Origin of the sequence: Acinetobacter sp. FDAARGOS_559 (assembly GCF_003940475.1) — a bacterium.
Lineage (GTDB): Bacteria > Pseudomonadota > Gammaproteobacteria > Pseudomonadales > Moraxellaceae > Acinetobacter > Acinetobacter baumannii.
Genome location: NZ_RKJG01000005.1, coordinates 753,408 through 770,981, shown reverse-complemented (window position 1 = coordinate 770,981; position 17,574 = coordinate 753,408). Strand labels below are relative to the sequence as shown.

Here is a 17,574-nt window from a genome sequence, read left to right as displayed (position 1 = left end):
TTTTTTCGAAATTTTATCTACAAAGAAGTGATTGATACACTATGAAGCCTAATGATGTTGTCTCGAACCTGCCAAACAACCCGACACCGAATACTCATGCCTCTGTCGATTCTGCGCAGCAAGAACAACAGGCTGGATTAGATTTTGTTCGCCAAGTCATTACCGATGATTTAGCTACCGGACGTGCCAAACAAATCGTAACGCGTTTCCCGCCAGAACCAAATGGTTATTTACATATTGGTCACGTAAAAGCAATTTGCCTCAACTTTGGCGTTGCTGAAGAGTTTGATGGTCTTTGTAATTTACGTTTTGACGATACTAACCCCGATGCGGAAGAACAAGAGTATGTTGATGGGATCGCCAATGATGTGAAATGGCTTGGATTTAGCTGGAATGGCGAACCACGTTATGCTTCCGGTTATTTTGATCAGCTTTATGCTTGGGCAATTCAGTTGATTGAACAAGGCGATGCATATGTTGATTTGCAGTCTCCAGAAGAAATCAAATTAAATCGTGGTAGCTTTGTTGAGCCAGGTAAAAATTCGCCATATCGTGATGCTTCTGTTGAAGAAAACCTTGCTCGTTTTGAAAAAATGCGCAATGGTGAACTTAAAGAGGGGGAAGCTGTTTTACGCGCCAAAATTGATATGGCAAGCCCGAATGTACATATGCGTGACCCAATTTTGTATCGTGTTTTACATTCAGAGCATCACCAAACAGGTGATAAGTGGAAAATCTACCCAATGTATGACTATGCTCATCCATTGTCTGATGCGATCGAAGGAATCACACATTCACTTTGTACATTAGAGTTCCAAGACCACCGTCCGTTTTATGACTGGATCGTTGAAAAAGTTAAGTCTAAAGCTGTGCCGCACCAGTATGAATCTTCTCGTTTAAACGTAGATTACACCATTACGTCTAAACGTAAATTACGTAAATTGGTTGAAGGCGGTTATGTGAATGGATGGGATGATCCTCGGATGCCAACGGTTGTCGGTATGCGTCGCCGTGGTTTCACACCAGAAGGCCTACGTGATTTCTGTAAACGTGTAGGTGTGTCTAAAACTGACGGTATTGTGGATGTCGCAATGCTTGAGTTCTGTATTCGTCAATCTTTAGAGAATACGGCAGCGCGCGGTATGGCAGTGTTAAATCCATTAAAAGTAACACTTACGAACTTACCGGAAGATTTAGACCTTACCCATGCTCGTCATCCTAATGTCGATATGGGTGAGCGCGTTATTCCATTGACTAAAGAAATCTATATTGACCGTAAAGATTTCGAAGAAGTACCGCCAAAAGGCTTTAAACGTTTAATTCCTGATGGTGAAGTTCGTTTACGCCATGCATATGTGATTAAGTGTGATGAAGTCATTAAAGATGCAAACGGTGAAGTCGTTGAGCTGAAGTGTTCAATCGATCCGGATACTTTAGGTAAAAATCCTGAAGGTCGCAAAGTAAAAGGCGTAATTCACTGGGTATCTGCAACTAAAGGTATTCCTGCTGAGGTACGTATTTATGATCGATTGTTTACAGAAGCGGACCCTGAAACTGGTGATGATTTCTTAGCAAACTTAAATCCAGATTCTTTGAAAGTGGTTCAAGCTGTGATCGAACCTGCTTTAGCTCAAGCGAAGCCAGAAGATCGCTTCCAGTTTGAACGCGAAGGTTATTTCGTTGCTGATCAATACGATCATACTCCTGAGAAGCCTGTGTTTAACCGTGTTCTTGACTTAAAAGACAGCTTCAAGCCTGAGAAAAAGTAAGAGATTGATTATCTCTTACTTTTTCGCAAGATGAATACCATGTGGTGAGTAAACAGCAGATATAAAAAAGCCCAACTGTAAAGTTGGGCTTTTTATTTAGGTGTCTTCTCATATTTTCTTTTTCTTTATGATTAACGTCCTTGGCAAAGTAGCTTAGGCCGGGTTAATCACATAAAAATAAAGAACTAATAGTATGAGAAGCATAGTTGAAAGCATTAAATAAGTATTAACCGTATTAAAGCTTTTAATAAACTTCCAGATATCCATAGTAAATCAGCGTATATTTTATGTTACAAATTAATAATACACTGAAATTTTTCTGAAATGTTTCTAAAAATAAAATATAAAGCTTTTTTTGTTTAAAAAACAATCAAAAAATACGAGGTAGTAAAAAGCTATATTTAATGCGGATTAAAAAATCACTCATTTAAGCACTATATCCAATTCTTTTTAAGAATTTTTGAATAATTTCAAATGCAGCTTGCTCAAGTGCAGGGGCATATTCAATATTTTGCTCACGCAGTTTTGGAATTGAAACTCCAGCATGGCGAAGTTCACATGTATGGCCAATGAGCCATTTCTCAAAATTTTCTTCTGTTGTTTCAATATGAAACTGCAAGGCAAGAATATTATTTCCAACTTCAAAAGCCTGATTAGTATAAATCTCTGAACTAGCTAATAACACTGCGTTTTCAGGCAGGTCAAAAGTGTCGCCATGCCAGTGTAAAACATGCACATTATTAAGCAAAGGTGATAATACCTGATTAGGACGTAAACTTAAGCTTAAGGCTCCCCAGCCAATTTCTTTTTGATGGCCTGCATATACTTTGGCGCCAAGTGCATGAGCAATGAGCTGTGCGCCTAAGCAAATACCAAGTGTAGGTTTATCTGCTGCCAATCGTTGTTTGAGTAAAGCGATTTCATCTTTTAAAAATGGATAATCTTCGGTTTCATAAACTCCGATTGGGCCGCCTAAAATAATAGTTAAACCGTCATGTGTAAAAGCAGGGGTTAAATCATCCACACCTGCTTCAAAATAGCGGACACGAAACCCAAGTTGATAAAAAACATCTTCTAATGAACCTAGGTCTTCGAAAGCAAGATGCTGAATGGCATAAATAGTTTTAGGGAAGGCGTTTGTTGTGTTCATACAAATGATTTAGAGAAGATCAATAGGTGGAGTATAGCGATAAATATAAAGAAGAAAATATCCATACAAATCGTCAATACCTGAAAATTGCTATTTTTCGTTAAGATAATCTTGTTACGCATAAATATTTTGTAGGTAAGAAATATCTACGCGTAACTGCTATTTAAAATAAAAGCTTTGCGTTTTCATTATGGTCGATATTTGAAAGTTGATGTTCATCTTTTAAATTCACTCCTGAAAAGCCAAGCTGTTTCGATTTTCTCATTAATGCCATTAAACGTTGTACAGCAACCGGAATACTTAAACCTGCTGAGCGAACGTTTGAAATACAGTTGCGTTTGGAGTCGAGACAGCCTGAATATGCATTCCATGTGTAGTAAATTCCCATACTGTCAGGAGAGCTTAAACCAGGGCGTTCTCCAATCAGCATGACTAACATGGATGCTTTAAAAATTTCTGCAACTTCATCGCCTAAAGCAACTCTGCTCCCTGTTGCAAGTACAATTGGGGCAAGGCTCCAATTTTCTTGCTGAATATGTTCACTTAGCGCTGCAATAAATGCGATGGCATTTGCTTCAATCGCTCTTGCAGAGAGACCGTCACCTACCACAATACAAACATCATACTGTTGCGGGTTTTCTGCATACTTCTTAATTAAGGTATCTTTTGATGGGTTTGAAAGTTGGCGCCCCAAATCTGGACGTTTAAGATAAATTTCTTTATTAGGTGCATTACTTTGTATATGAAAACTTTGCAGCTGCTGCTGTGCTAATTGCTCCGAGAGGTAGGAAACATCCATCTCTTGATAAACTGCATCTTTTGCTTGTGCATGAGACAACTGAAACTCAAGTAAGGCGCGTGTTGGGATACTACAACCTGCACGACCCAGAGCAATGCGGGCATCGGTAAACTGTTTGAGCTTTTCCCACTGATCCTGATGGGTAGAGGATGGATATTGAATATCACGATTAAGTTTCATAGTGTTCTCCCTAATTCATGAGCAGACGAGAGAATTGGTCAGGCATATGGTCTGCCCAACAAATTTGAGAGTTTTGCTGTTTAAAAATCCCTTGTTGTTCAAGCCAAGCGGAGAACTCAGGAGCGGGTTTTAAACCTAAGAGTTGTCTTAAATAGAGAGCATCATGAAAGGAAGTGGTTTGATAGTTGAGCATGACATCGTCTGAACCCGGAATCCCCATAATAAAGTTAATGCCCGCGGCGCCAAATAGAGTAAGAAGTACATCCATATCATTTTGGTCGGCATCGGCATGGTTGGTATAACAAATGTCGCAGCCCATTGGCACGCCAAGTAACTTACCGCAGAAGTGATCTTCCAGTCCCGCACGTATAATTTGTTTACCGTTAAAGAGATATTCGGGGCCAATAAAACCAACGACTGTATTCACTAAAAGCGGATTGTATTTACGGGCCACCGCATAGGCACGAGTTTCTAATGTTTGTTGGTCAACGCCGTGATGAGCATTGCTTGATAGGGCACTGCCTTGACCCGTTTCAAAGTACATGACGTTTTGTCCAATGGTTCCGCGCTTGAGTGAGAGGGTGGCTTCATATCCTTCTTGTAGTAAATCAAGTGAAATTCCAAAACCTTCATTAGCCAGTTGGGTGCCGGCAATTGATTGGAACATTAAATCAATCGGTACATTTTTTTCAGCCAGTTGAATGCCTGAGCTGATATGCGTAAGTACACAAGATTGCGTTGGAATTTGATATTCCTGAATGACATGATCAAGCAATTTCAGTAGCTCTGACAAATTATGCAGGTTATCCGTGGCAGGGTTAATGCCAATTACGGCATCGCCATTGCCATACATCAACCCATCTAAAATACTGGCTGAAATACCGAGCACATCATCGGTAGGGTGGTTGGGTTGTAAACGGGTAGAAAGATGTCCTTTTAAACCAATTGTGTTGCGAAATTGGGTGACCACTTCACATTTGCTGGCGACATAAATCAAATCTTGATTGCGCATAATTTTGCTGACAGCAGCCACCATTTCTGGAGTTAAACCCGATGCTAATGCTTTTAAGCTTTCTGCAGTGGCATCTTCTCCAAGTAGCCAATTTCTAAAATCGCCTACTGTAAAGTGTGAAATAGGGGCAAAGGCTGCCAGATCATGTTCATCAATAATCAGTCGTGTAATTTCATCAGTTTCATAATCGATTACAACTTCATTTAAAAAGGTTTTTAATGGCACATCAGCCAAAGTCATTTGTGCCGCAACATGTTCGGTTGCATCTCTGGCAGCTACACCGGCTAACTCATCGCCTGAACGTAACGGTGTAGCTTTGGCCATTAACGTTTTTAGGTCAGCAAAGTGATACTGTTGATTGGCGACAATATTGCGATAACTCATAGTTACATCCTTTTATTTATAGTTCTTGTTCTGCGGCTTTAATATTTGCAAACTCTTCTTCTGGTGTTCCTTTCACTAAATGATAGCGGCTGTAGAACAAAAAGTAAGCAATAAATACGACATAGATACCGGCAGCAATAAACCACACTTTCGGATTAACAACAAAACCTGCGACCACAGCAGCGACTGCTAAAACTAGTGCAATGCTTGAAGTGATGATTCCTCCTGGAGTTTTATAAGGACGAGGCATGTTGGGTTTAGATAAGCGCAGTTTGATGTGGGATAAAAGAATCAGCACATAAGAAATAGTTGCACCAAAAACCGCGATTAAAATGAGTGAATCGCCTTCTTTTGTGAGTGAAAGTAAGAACCCGATAATGCCCGGAATAATAATTGCCAGATAAGGAGCTTTATTTTTGTTAGTTAACGAGAGTGAAGTAGGTAAGTAACCAGCTCGTGACAATGCAAAGATTTGACGTGAATAGGCATAGATAATTGAGAAGAAACTTGCGATTAAACCAGCTAAACCCACAAAGTTTACGAATGTCGCAAGCCAAGTGTTGGTGCCATAAACTTTAACCAAAGCATCTACCAGAGGGGCACCTGAGTTTTGTAAAGTACTTGCACCTGCTGCGCCTGCACCCAAGAACAAAATAAGCATGGCAAATGCTGTTAAGATGAGCATTGCACCGATTAAACCGCGTGGCAGAGATTTGGCTGGATCTTTTGCTTCTTCTGCTGCTAACGGAACACCTTCTACTGCAAGAAAAAACCAGATAGCAAAAGGAACCGCGGCCCAGATGCCCAAGTAGCCATGAGGTAAAAAAAGACTTGCGCCAACACCTGTACTAACTGGAATATCAAATAAATTTTGTGCATTAAAGTGTGGAATCATTGCCCCAATAAACACGACAAGGGCAACAGCGGCGACAAGTGTAATCGCAAACATGATTTTTAAAGCTTCGCCGGCACCTTTGAGATGTATACCCATAAAAATGGCATAACAGGCGAGGTAAATCATCCAGCCATTAATACCAAATAGAGATTCGCAATAACCACCAATAAATACGGCAATCGCCGCTGGTGCAATTGCGTATTCAATTAAAATCGCCGTACCTGTTAAATAACCACCAAAAGGTCCAAAGGCAGCACGTGCAAAACTATAACCGCCACCTGCTGTCGGCATCATGGTGGACATTTCTGACATAGAAAGACATAGGCACAGGTACATCAAGGCAGCAAGAGCAGTGGCAATAAACATACCACCCCAACCACCTTGAGCAATACCAAAGTTCCAGCCGGCAAAATCACCTGATATCACATACGCTACGCCTAAACCAATCAGGAGTAACCAACCCACGGTACCTTGTTTAAGTTGGCGCTGAGCAAAATATTCTGCTGATGAGACTTCTGCGCTTGAAGAAATAACGGAAGCTGTTTCTGGTTGATTCATACAATACTCCTGCGAGTTGGTTTGTATGAATGAATGCAAAAGCAATGCCTAAATGATGTGCTTTAAATATTAGATGATGCTTTTTTATTCCAGATAGTAAAAATCTGAGAGCTGACTGTACTAAATAAAAAAGCCAGCAATTTAAATTACCGGCTTCTTATATAATTAATGAGCTTGTTTCCTTCTAGCATTGATAGTTTGGTATCAACTTGGTGCGAAACTTAGAAGAAGCCCATTGGTTTGGTTGAATAACTCACCAACAAGTTTTTGGTTTGTTGGTAGTGATCTAGCATCATCTTATGGTTTTCACGACCAATACCAGACTTCTTGTAGCCACCAAATGCAGCATGAGCAGGGTAGATGTTATAGCAGTTTGTCCAGACACGACCCGCCTCAATAGCACGACCAGCACGGTAAGAAATATGGGCTGAACGTGACCATACACCTGCACCTAAACCATACATAGTGTCGTTGGCAATTTTGATTGCATCGTCAAAGTCTTTAAATGTTGTCACAGCCAGTACAGGACCAAAAATTTCTTCTTGGAAAACTTGCATGCTGTTGTGGCCTTTAAAAATAGTCGGATCAACATAGAAACCATCACCTACTTCTTTACGGCCACTACCACCAAGTAAGAGTTCTGCACCTTCTTCTCGGCCCGTATTAATACAACGTAAGATTTTCTCTTGTTGTTGCAAAGATGCTTGAGCACCAATCATGGTTTCAGTATCAAGAGGATGACCAGTTTTAATACGTTTTACACGTTCGACGGCCAACTCTAAGAATTGATCAGCAATACTTTCTTGTACTAAAGCACGAGAAGGGCAAGTACATACTTCACCTTGGTTTAAGGCAAACATGGCAAAACCTTCCAGCGTTTTTTCTAAGAAGTCATCTTCTTTATCCATGATGTCTTCAAAGAAAAGGTTCGGTGACTTGCCGCCAAGCTCTAGCGTGACTGGAATAATATTTTCGGTCGCATATTGCATCACCATTTGCCCAGTTTGAGTTGAACCTGTGAACGCAATTTTGGCAATACGTGGGCTTGTCGCTAACGGACGGCCAACTTCTGCACCGAAACCATTCACAATATTAAGTACGCCCGGCGGTAAGATATCTTGGATGAGTTCGGCAACCAACAAAATACCTACCGGAGTTTGCTCAGCTGGCTTAATCACCACACAGTTACCAGCCGCCAAAGCGGGAGCGAGCTTCCATGCAGCCATTAAAATCGGGAAATTCCATGGAATAATTTGACCAACCACACCTAGTGGTTCATGGAAATGGTAGGCAATGGTATCTTCATCAATTTCAGAGATGCCGCCTTCTTGAGCACGAATACATCCTGCGAAATAACGGAAATGGTCGATTGCAAGTGGAAGGTCAGCTGCCAAAGTTTCACGCACTGCTTTACCGTTATCCCAAGTTTCTGCAACCGCAAGCATTTCAAGATTTGCTTCTAAACGATCAGCAATTTTTAAAAGTATATTAGAACGTGTAGTCGGTGAAGATTTATTCCATGAAGCTTTCGCTTTGTGTGCTGCATCTAAAGCAAGTTCAATATCTTCAGCACTAGAGCGTGGAATGCGTGTGAAAGCTTTTCCATCCACTGGTGACACATTATCAAAATATTCACCCTTTAGAGGTGCAACCCATTCACCGCCAATAAAATTTTCATATTGTGATTTAAATTGAACTTTTGAGCCTGGTTGATTTGGATCGATATAGCGCATATAAATATTCCTTTGCTTTTTTAGGACTAAAGACTAACAAGAACCCTGTCAGTAAGTACTTTCGTACTTTGTATAATTAGGATATAAAGAAGAAGGTTGGAGAAAGGTTGGAATAGAAATGTGAATATATAAGGAATTTACAAATGTTCACAAAAAAGGATTTATTGCAGCAAAGGATGTTGATTGATCAACTGCGCACGCAAAATAGTCTCTCTCCTCAGAACGCTGCCAAACTCGGCCAAAGTATTGCAAGCTCGTGGGAACGATCAGCTTCTGCTGCGATTCCTAAAGAAAGATTTGCAGCACCTCTACTTGAAAGAAAATCTGCTTCACAAAATGCTTTAGATCTGGCACTAAGCCAGTGTGCTGATGACTTACGTCATATTGCAGAGCAGTCTTCTATGGTTATTGCTGTGGGTGACATCGGTAGTACCATTATCTGGACAGCCTCAAGTGCTCAAATGCAGAGTGCTGCTGAACGTGTACATTTTGTACAAGGTGGTCAATGGCGTGAAGAATTTGTAGGTACGAATGCATTGGCGTTATCTTTAAAAACTCAACAATCAAGCTGTGTTTTTTCCAATGAACATTATATGGAGTCGATTCACGATTGGGTTTGTTATGCGGCACCCATTATCGATCCATACTCAAAACAAACCTTGGGCGTGGTAGATTTATCAACCACATGGAAAAACCATAATACCTTGGGCATTTTGGCCGCTGAGCGTTGTGCCTCCATTATTCAATCTGCCTTGTTAGAACAACAGCGCCAGCACTTACACATCCGGGCATTTTCGACGCCGCAAGTTAAATTTAACGGCAAAAGTTTATTATTGACGCCGCGTCAAATTGAAATTTTAACGATATTGGCACTATGTCCACATGGTTTAACCTTAGAGCATCTCTATCAGGCACTTTATGGTGAGCGTAAAGTAAGCATGGGTACGCTTAAAGCTGAAATGTCTCAACTGCGAGATATATTGGGAGGTTTGCTTGGTTCACGTCCATATCGGTTACTTGTGCATGTTGAGGCCGATTTTTTACAAGCTGAACAAGCGCTTGATGCTGGATATGTCGCCTCTGCATTACAGCTTTATACGGGCGTATTTCTGGCAAAAACCGAAAGTCCGTTTCTGTGTGCATGGCGTGACTGCCTTGAGTCGCGCTTAAGTGATGCGATTTTTAAAACACAAGAAACAGATTTATTACTTAAGCATTTAGCTCATTTCCCTGAAGCAATCGATGCGGTAGAACGTCTTATGGAGTTATTACCGAGTGAACATCCTGCGCATCAATTGCTGGTGAAATATATTGACTCACCTAAGCTAAGTTAGGTGATTTTTTGATCCAGCCATTGGAATAGTTGCTGATAGACTTGTTCCCGTACTGGCTGGGCCGAAAGGACTAAATCGTGTAAACCATTGTGAATAGAGACAACCGAGACATCGCCTTTCATTTTTTTCCCAAATTTGGCAATGTCTTTAACGTCTAAAATGACATCGCTTTGAGTTGCATCGGGTCCCCATTTGCGTGGGTTTTTAGTTTGGTGCGAATGCATAATCAGGGCTGGAATATTCAATTTAACACCGCGGTGAATTTCTTTTTGCGCAGTATGAATCGCATGTACAAAACTCAATTGCACTGTTGGTGCAGAGGTCAGTTTCCAGTCCAGATTAAAGTCCCATTCACCTTTAAGTTGTTTGTGTAGGCTGGTGGTGTACCATTTGTTCAGTTGGCTTGGAAATTTAACTTTTGGCAGATATTTTCCTACTCGACTGAGCATTGGAATACCAAACTTCTTTTCGACTAAGCTTAAATTAAAATCGTAAAACGGACTATTCGCCCAGAGTGCTTTAATGAGGGGATGATCAGGATGATGCGCAGCATAAAGCGTTGCCGTTAAGCCGCCTGTTGAGTGACCTGCAAGTAAAACTTGTGTATGTTTTTCTTGGCCAATAATCTCTAATGCTTGAGTAATTTCGGCATCATATTCATTTAAATCGAGCACATTATAGAAAATTTGATGAGGCAGTTTTGAGCGGCCATATTTTCTTAAATCGAGTGCATAGAAGTCATAACCATGGGCATTAAATTGCTCGGCCATTTCGGTTTGAAAGAAATAATCTAAAAAACCATGAATATAAAGTACCGCTTTTTGAGTTGGTTGAGTGGCTTTTTTACGAACTAAGGTGGCTACAACTTTACCTTCATAATCATCTGGAAAGTTGAGCGTTAGCTGCTCATAGCCGGCACCTAAAATATCTGGGGCATAATTGTGTTTAGCTGTAAATGTATTCATTTTTATCGAGCTATTGTCATTAAGTCATGTTGAGTATCCTTCAATGAAATGGGCAAATTGTCAATTAGGTTTAGAGAAGGTTGGAGTATAGGTTTTAAAAAAAAAGGGAATACCGCTGGAGCTAAGTATTCCCCAAAAAGTAAGTCAACGGTCGGAGGGATTTGACTTACTACAGGAACATAGCGTTACATCAGTATTAAAGTGCTGCTTTGAAAATCTCCACAACTTGTGCATGGTTTGCTTTACGAGGGTTGGTGAGCATACATGCATCTTTTTGAGCATTTTCGGCCATCACCGCGAGGTCCTCAGTTTTTACGCCAAGTTCTGTTAAGCCAGATGGGATACCAATTGAAGAAGACAGTTTGCGAATGGCATCAATTGCAGCATACGCAGCTTCTGTTACGGTGAGACCGTGGGTATTTACACCCATTAATTCTGCGATTTTTGCATAACGATCTGGACAAGCAATTAAGTTAAATTCACAAACATGTGGTAGCAAGATTGCGTTACATACACCGTGAGGTAGGTTGTAGAACCCGCCTAACTGGTGTGCCATTGCATGAACATAACCTAAAGATGCATTGTTAAATGCCATACCAGCCAAGTACTGCGCATAGCTCATCGCATCACGCGCTTCGATGTTTTCGCCATTTGCGACAGCGGGTTGTAACCATTGACTAATCATGGTGATTGCTTTTTCTGCACACGCATCAGTAATTGGGTTTGCCGCCGTAGATACATATGCTTCAACTGCATGGGTTAATGCATCCATACCTGTTGCAGCCGTTAAACCCGCCGGTTTTGCAATCATGAGTTTCGGATCATCGATCGCAATAAGTGGGGTACAACGCCAGTCCACAATAGCCATTTTTACGTGAGTATCGGTATTGGTAATAATACAGAAACGGGTCATTTCCGATGCAGTACCAGCCGTTGTATTGACTGCAATCAATGGCGTCATTGGAACTTTACTTTTATCGATGCCTTCGTAGTCACGAATATGACCACCACCTGCAGTCACTAAGCCAATCCCTTTTGCACAGTCATGAGATGAGCCACCGCCTAACGACACAATAAAGTCACAGCCATTTTCGTTATAGGCATTCACACCGTTGTGAACATTAATATCGGTTGGGTTAGGTTCCGCGCCCGGGAAAATATGGCTCGCTACGCCTGCTTCGGTTAAATAGCTTGCGATAAGATCTGCAACGCCAAATTTAAATAGCCCTTCATCGGTCACAATTAATGCTTTTTTTGCGCCGAGGTTCTGCGCCTTTGTTCCAATTTCTTTGGCACATCCTGGTCCAAAGAGTGATACGCAAGGAATATAAAAACCGTTTGTTTGATCTGCAATATTTTTAAAAGCCATGGAGTGATTCCTTTTTCCATAAATCCATTGTTTGTTATTACAGGTGAGCCTCACCATGGCCTTAGTATTGTGATGTGTAGATTATTTTCCTACCTACCAAAAACCTACCAAATACCAACTTGATATTAGTTGTTGATTTATATTGCTTTTATAGAAAGTTTAGCTCATTCATTTAAATTTTTCGGGAAAATCGTTAAGCTATGGGCTGTTGAAGATGTACATATGAGATTATGAAACAGGAAACTGCACTTAAACTGCTAAAAGCAGGTGAAAATGTCTTTTTAACCGGTTCGGCTGGTGCAGGGAAAACCTATACACTCAATCAGTACATCCATTATTTAAAAGCGCGTAAAGTACCTGTAGCGATTACAGCGTCTACCGGTATTGCTGCAACGCATATGAATGGCATGACCATTCATACATGGGCTGGTATTGGCATCAAAGATCATCTAACTGACGATGACTTGAAACGCATGAAAGAGCGTAAATATCTCAAGGAACATCTTGAAAACGCGCAAGTTCTTGTGATTGATGAAATCTCAATGCTCCATGCGAAGCAGCTTAATCTGGTCAATCAGGTTTTAAAATATTTTAAAGAAAGTGATGAAGCATTCGGTGGCATTCAAGTAATTGTGGCTGGAGATTTCTTCCAGTTGCCGCCTGTAGGCCGTAATGGTGAAGACAATCGTGACAAGTTCTGTTTTATGTCTGATGCATGGGTCGAAGCCAAATTTCGGGTATGTTATTTAACAGAACAACACCGCCAAGATGATGAAATTCTGAATCAGATATTAAATGCGATTCGTGCGCAAAGTATTCAAACCGAGCATTTGCAAGCTTTGCATCAATCCCGTACTCATGACATTGGCGAAACCTTTACTCGTCTTTATACGCATAATATGGATGTCGACAATATCAATTATCAGCACTTAAACGAAATTGATAATGAAGGGCATCAATTTAATGCCGTTTTAGACGGTAATGAAAAGTTATTAGAGACCTTAAAATCTTCAGTCCGTGCTCCGGAAGAACTCACACTTAAAAAGCATGCCAAAGTCATGTTTGTAAAAAACAACTTTGATATGGGTTATATCAACGGAAGTTTAGGTGAGGTGATCGGTTTTGAAGAAGATGACGAAAATGGGTTATTGCCAAAGGTAAAATTAACCGATGGTACAACTTTGCTGGTAGCGCCTGAAACATGGTCAATTGAAAATGAAGCAGGAAAAGTCATTGCAAGTTTCCAGCAAATTCCACTTCGTTTGGCATGGGCGATTACCATTCATAAAAGCCAAGGTATGACTTTGGAAGCTGCTGAAATTAACCTGATGCATACCTTTGAAAAAGGGCAAGGTTATGTTGCGCTCTCACGTTTGAAGTCTTTAACAGGGTTAAAATTATTAGGTTTTAATGAACAAGCTTTGGAGTTAGATAGTCTGGCTGTAAAAGCTGATCGCCGTTTTCAAGAACTTTCTACAGAAGCCGAAGATAATTTTGCTAATGTCGATTTAACGGCTCAACATAAAGCCTTTATTCGTCATTGTGGTGGAACCTTAAATGAAACTGAAATTTCAAGGAATGAGAAAAAACTAGCGAGAGGCGAGAAGCAAAATTACGCCTCAGCGACTTTGGACGAAACTCGTGCATTGTTTGAAGAAGGCTACGAAATTGAAGATATTGCACATGAACGTGGTCTAACACCTGCAACCATTATTAATCACTTGGCACGACTGCATAAAGAACAAAAGCTAGATATTTCGGTTGCCCATCCTGGTGAAGAAGTGGTCGAAGAAGTGCGTAAAATTTATAAAAAATTGAAAAAACGCCAAAATCCGGATCATTTTTCTGATGATGGTTCGATCAAACTAAGACCAATTGTTGAGGCAACTAGCCCTCGAATGGGATATGATCAGGTTCGATTAGCTTTATTATTTATTGAATAAAGTTTAATTGGCTTAATGACTTATTATATAAATTGAGGTGGCTATGCCGCACGTTGTAGTTGATTATTCAGATAACTTAACTGGAATAAATGCAAAACAATTACTTGAAGAAATTAATACCACGTTGATTGAAACAGAGTTGTTTAGTCCAGAAGACATTAAAAGTCGTGCGCGTAGAGATGAGGTTTTTCTGATTGGCTTAGGGGTTGATCAAGCCTATATCCTTGTAAAAGCCTATATTTTGTCGGGAAGAACTACTGAACAAAAACAGCTTGTGGGTGAGCAATTATTAGCGGTGCTCAGCAACAAAAAATATCTACCACAAGAGTTTAATAAAGAAATTCAATTGTGTGTTGAGATTATCGACATGCCAAGAGACGATTATTTTAAGCAAGTTGTATAACTCTAAAAAACGCAATTTCGATCAAGAATAGCAATGAGCACTATGTAAAAGTAGTGCTATCGAATGAACAGACATAAATGTATGGCTGTATATACACAAAAGCTGCAACTGGTTTGCGATTATATTCAAAGACATTTAGATGAAGACCTAGATGTCGATAGGTTGAGCCAGGTTGCGGCCTTATCTAAGTTTCATTTTCATCGTATTTTTGCCATTCATGTTGGTTTAAATGTGATGAAGTTTATCCAACTTTCTCGTTTAAAGCGGGCCTCTTTTCAATTGGCTTTTGAACCCGATCTCAAAATTATTGAGATTGCCTTGCAAGCAGGGTTTGATAGTCCAGAGGCATTTACTCGTGCATTTAAGCGTTCATTTGATCAAACTCCTAGGGCTTTTAGAGATAAACCAGACTGGGAATCTTGGCGCCAGAAGTTTGTTTTTACGATTCCAAAAAGTGAGCTAAAAATGAATGTAAATATTGTTGAGCGACCTGCTGAAAAGATTGCCTATCTATCACATTTAGGAAGTCCCGATAAAGTTTTGGAAACTGCTGCGCAGTTTATTGCTTGGCGTAAAGAAACTGGCTTATCGCCTGTAACTAAGTCTAAAACTTATGGTATTCCTTTTGCTGACCCCGATCAGACACCAGCTGACGAGTTTCGGTTTGATATAGCAGGTTTAATTGAAAAGGCGGTACCTGAAAATAGTTACGGCGTACAAACAGGTGAAATTCCTGCGGGGCGTTATGCAACCGTAAGACATTTTGGTAGCCATGACCAGATTAAAGATAGCGTCTATTACATCTTTAGAAACTGGTTACCTGAGCAACCAGAAGAAGCAGGGGATTATCCGGTTTTCTTTCACTATCACAACTTTGTGCATGAAGTGAACGAGTGCGACCTTATTACCGACATCTACTTACTTTTAAAGTGAGTCTAGTGTAATTCAGGCATAGTTTAGGTTATGCCTGTTTATTTAAAAGTTTGATATCTGCGTATTGCTCAATCAGATTAGCATCTAACATATGGATATAATCCATAAATATACTACTAAAACTACCCATCGTTTGAGCTTGATTTGCAGCAAGTTTACCTGCAATTGCAAAATGAATATGAGCTGAAAGAGCTGCAATGGTTGGTGTCGTCACAGCGCTATATGCTGCAATTAATGCACCCAAAGCGCAGCCAGTTGCAGTAATTTTGGGTTGTAACGGGCTTCCGCCGTTTACTTGGATCACAGCATCTAATTCTCTAGATAAAATATAATCTGACTCACCTGAAATAGCGATACAGTCTGCATGTGCTAATAGTGCATAAGCCTGTTGATAGGCCTGATCACTACTTAAGGTACTATCCACACCTTTAGATTGAACTTGGTTGCCTGCTAGCGTACTGATTTCTGAGGCATTACCACGAATAACGCTTGGTTTGAACTGTAAAAGCTCGTCTGTCATTTGACTACGCCAAGCTAATATTGGCCCATATCCCACCGGATCAAGTACCCACGGAATGTTATTGAGCTGTGCGGTCTTGGCAGAGATTTGCATGGCTTGCATTTGCTCTGAAGTCGGTGTGCCTAAATTAATGCTTAAAGCCGATGAAATTTTGGTAAAACTTTCTGCTTCATAAGGATTATCAATCATGGCAGGTGAAGCACCGGAAGCAAGTAATACATTGGCTGTGTAGTTGGCAGCAACGCTGTTGGTAATACATTGTACCAGCGGCGTTTTTGCCTGCATGTTTTGCCAAGCTTCAATCACCTGTTCAATGAGGTTGGATGTCGAAGTCATCTGATAATCCTTATTAAGCCAGAGATAAGAAAGTTAACGGGTAAAATAGTGATCTTGATGTTTGCAATTTTGGCAAATCAACGACACATAATCTGCTGCATCATAGTCCACGCTTAGATCATTTGAACCACAGTACATACAACGTTTAACCGAGTAAAAGTTTAAACGAGGTTCGATTTTTCGCCATGCTTTCCATACAGGTTGTACAAATATCTGTTCGTCATAACCTAAAAAGCGGTTAAATAATATATGGCTCATTTTACTGTAAGGAATATTGTAAGGGCGTGGCAACATCGAAGTTTCCCACTTTTCAGCTAAAGCTCGTTCCCGATATTGCTCTAAAGTTTTCTTTAATAAATTGGTATTAATAAACTTTTCATTTCGTGGCTGTAACGCCTTTTGTTTATAAAGGTATTCAAGTGCGGTCTGAATAAGATAATAAATTTGTCCAATTGCCAATGAGTCCATTAAACGGTAGCAAAAGGCTTGAAAATTAGAGCTTCCTGCAATTTGGATACCCCAAGTTCGGCAATAGAACTGAGTGAACTGAATAATTTCTTGATAGAGCACCTGAAACAGCACGTCTTTCACTTCATCGGCACTACGAAATGGAATACCAAGACTTAGGTTTTCATAGAACCAGTGGCGTAGTTGCTGAGCTACACTAAATAAACTTGGGTCGCTATAACCATCTAGACGAATATTTAAATAAAAGCACTGTGGTTCATCGGTTTGATCTTGTGCATTTAAAATCCCATCTTTATGAAGCTGTTTAATGAGATGGCTTTGGAACATCCAGTTGGGGGTTATCGGCTGATATTTTATCTGGTCCCAGTGAATGTATTCGTCATGTGCAACATCGTCTCGTGCATAGTCATCGAGCAGACTAAGCAGAAAAAGTTTATTTAAAAAACTCAGTTGTTCCAGACTACGCTGAGGTTGATCTTTTGACTTAAACTGGCGTTGTTCTTGTAATCTGGTCTGCTGTAAAAGCTTTTTTCTTTGTTTAGTGCATTGGTCGCAATGACACGTCATTTTTGTGTCTTTAAATACACGGTGTTGGCAATGACTACATTCATGAAATTGAACGTCTTGCTCAAATTGTTCGGCATCTACCCAATACATCGACGCTTGGCAGAGAGGGCAATGGCTACTTTCATCTAGCTGTTTTTGTAGAATTTGTAAGGCCATTTCGCTCCGAACGTTTAAATTAATCATGACTGACCTATTATACACAGCCGCATTGCCGATAGATGAGATTGTCTTTTTGTTTGATGCAAAAATAGAAAAC

General features: G+C 40.3%; 14 protein-coding genes. 5 read left to right on the top strand and 9 right to left on the bottom strand.

Annotation, left to right across the window (positions count from 1 at the left end; genetic code table 11):
* Window positions 1–41 precede the first annotated feature (41 nt).
* Window positions 42–1,769 carry a glutamine--tRNA ligase/YqeY domain fusion protein gene (locus EGS71_RS05195; RefSeq protein ID WP_000803948.1) on the top strand — a complete coding sequence of 576 codons (1,728 nt, stop codon included), beginning with the start codon at window positions 42–44 and terminating at the stop codon, window positions 1,767–1,769.
* Window positions 1,770–2,196: 427 nt separating this feature from the next.
* On the opposite strand, the gene EGS71_RS05190 is transcribed toward EGS71_RS05195, so the two are convergent.
* The 5 genes from EGS71_RS05190 to EGS71_RS05170 all read right to left on the bottom strand — a co-directional run bounded on the left by EGS71_RS05190 (window position 2,197) and on the right by EGS71_RS05170 (window position 8,480).
* Complete coding sequence (locus tag EGS71_RS05190) at window positions 2,197–2,919, bottom strand: glutamine amidotransferase (RefSeq protein ID WP_001098470.1); 723 nt, start codon at window positions 2,917–2,919, stop codon at window positions 2,197–2,199.
* A gap of 163 nt (window positions 2,920–3,082) precedes the next feature.
* Entirely contained in the window at window positions 3,083–3,898 is an 816-nt protein-coding gene (gene eutC, locus EGS71_RS05185) for an ethanolamine ammonia-lyase subunit EutC (RefSeq protein ID WP_000774020.1), read from the bottom strand.
* 10 nt (window positions 3,899–3,908) lie between these two features.
* A complete protein-coding gene (locus tag EGS71_RS05180) occupies window positions 3,909–5,294 on the bottom strand; it encodes an ethanolamine ammonia-lyase subunit EutB (RefSeq protein ID WP_000122149.1) in 1,386 nt (461 codons plus the stop codon).
* Window positions 5,295–5,310: 16 nt separating this feature from the next.
* Window positions 5,311–6,747: an ethanolamine permease gene (gene eat, locus EGS71_RS05175; protein ID WP_001075438.1), complete on the bottom strand. Its 1,437-nt coding sequence runs from the start codon at window positions 6,745–6,747 to the stop codon at window positions 5,311–5,313.
* A gap of 221 nt (window positions 6,748–6,968) precedes the next feature.
* The gene (locus tag EGS71_RS05170) at window positions 6,969–8,480 is read right to left on the bottom strand and encodes an aldehyde dehydrogenase family protein (protein WP_001269055.1); all 1,512 of its coding nucleotides are present in this window, start codon (window positions 8,478–8,480) and stop codon (window positions 6,969–6,971) included.
* A gap of 143 nt (window positions 8,481–8,623) precedes the next feature.
* On the opposite strand from EGS71_RS05170, the gene EGS71_RS05165 reads away from it, so the two are divergent.
* Window positions 8,624–9,814 (top strand): helix-turn-helix domain-containing protein, encoded by a 1,191-nt coding sequence (locus tag EGS71_RS05165; RefSeq protein WP_000494374.1) that lies wholly within the window; start codon window positions 8,624–8,626, stop codon window positions 9,812–9,814.
* Here EGS71_RS05165 and EGS71_RS05160 read toward each other — a convergent pair.
* Window positions 9,811–10,779 (bottom strand): alpha/beta hydrolase, encoded by a 969-nt coding sequence (locus EGS71_RS05160; protein ID WP_001091602.1) that lies wholly within the window; start codon window positions 10,777–10,779, stop codon window positions 9,811–9,813. The two genes, EGS71_RS05165 and EGS71_RS05160, sit on opposite strands and share 4 nt — an antisense overlap.
* A 196-nt stretch (window positions 10,780–10,975) precedes the next feature.
* A complete protein-coding gene (gene mdh / locus EGS71_RS05155) occupies window positions 10,976–12,148 on the bottom strand; it encodes an iron-dependent methanol dehydrogenase (protein ID WP_000874704.1) in 1,173 nt (390 codons plus the stop codon).
* A 230-nt stretch (window positions 12,149–12,378) separates the two neighbouring features.
* Here mdh and EGS71_RS05150 point away from each other — a divergent pair, with 230 nt between their 5' ends.
* From EGS71_RS05150 to EGS71_RS05140, 3 genes are all read left to right on the top strand, one after another.
* On the top strand, window positions 12,379–14,091 hold the full coding sequence (locus EGS71_RS05150) for an AAA family ATPase (RefSeq protein ID WP_002009652.1): 1,713 nt from the start codon (window positions 12,379–12,381) through the stop codon (window positions 14,089–14,091).
* Window positions 14,092–14,134: 43 nt separating this feature from the next.
* Window positions 14,135–14,494 (top strand): 5-carboxymethyl-2-hydroxymuconate Delta-isomerase, encoded by a 360-nt coding sequence (locus tag EGS71_RS05145; RefSeq protein ID WP_001120981.1) that lies wholly within the window; start codon window positions 14,135–14,137, stop codon window positions 14,492–14,494.
* Window positions 14,495–14,575: 81 nt separating this feature from the next.
* A complete protein-coding gene (locus EGS71_RS05140) occupies window positions 14,576–15,427 on the top strand; it encodes an AraC family transcriptional regulator (protein WP_000312226.1) in 852 nt (283 codons plus the stop codon).
* A 28-nt stretch (window positions 15,428–15,455) separates the two neighbouring features.
* Here EGS71_RS05140 and thiM read toward each other — a convergent pair whose 3' ends face one another.
* Both thiM and EGS71_RS05130 read right to left on the bottom strand, forming a co-directional pair.
* On the bottom strand, window positions 15,456–16,283 hold the full coding sequence (gene thiM / locus EGS71_RS05135; RefSeq protein WP_000204867.1) for a hydroxyethylthiazole kinase: 828 nt from the start codon (window positions 16,281–16,283) through the stop codon (window positions 15,456–15,458).
* Between the two features lie 33 nt (window positions 16,284–16,316).
* Complete coding sequence (locus EGS71_RS05130) at window positions 16,317–17,474, bottom strand: hypothetical protein (protein WP_001207858.1); 1,158 nt, start codon at window positions 17,472–17,474, stop codon at window positions 16,317–16,319.
* Window positions 17,475–17,574 lie beyond the last annotated feature (100 nt).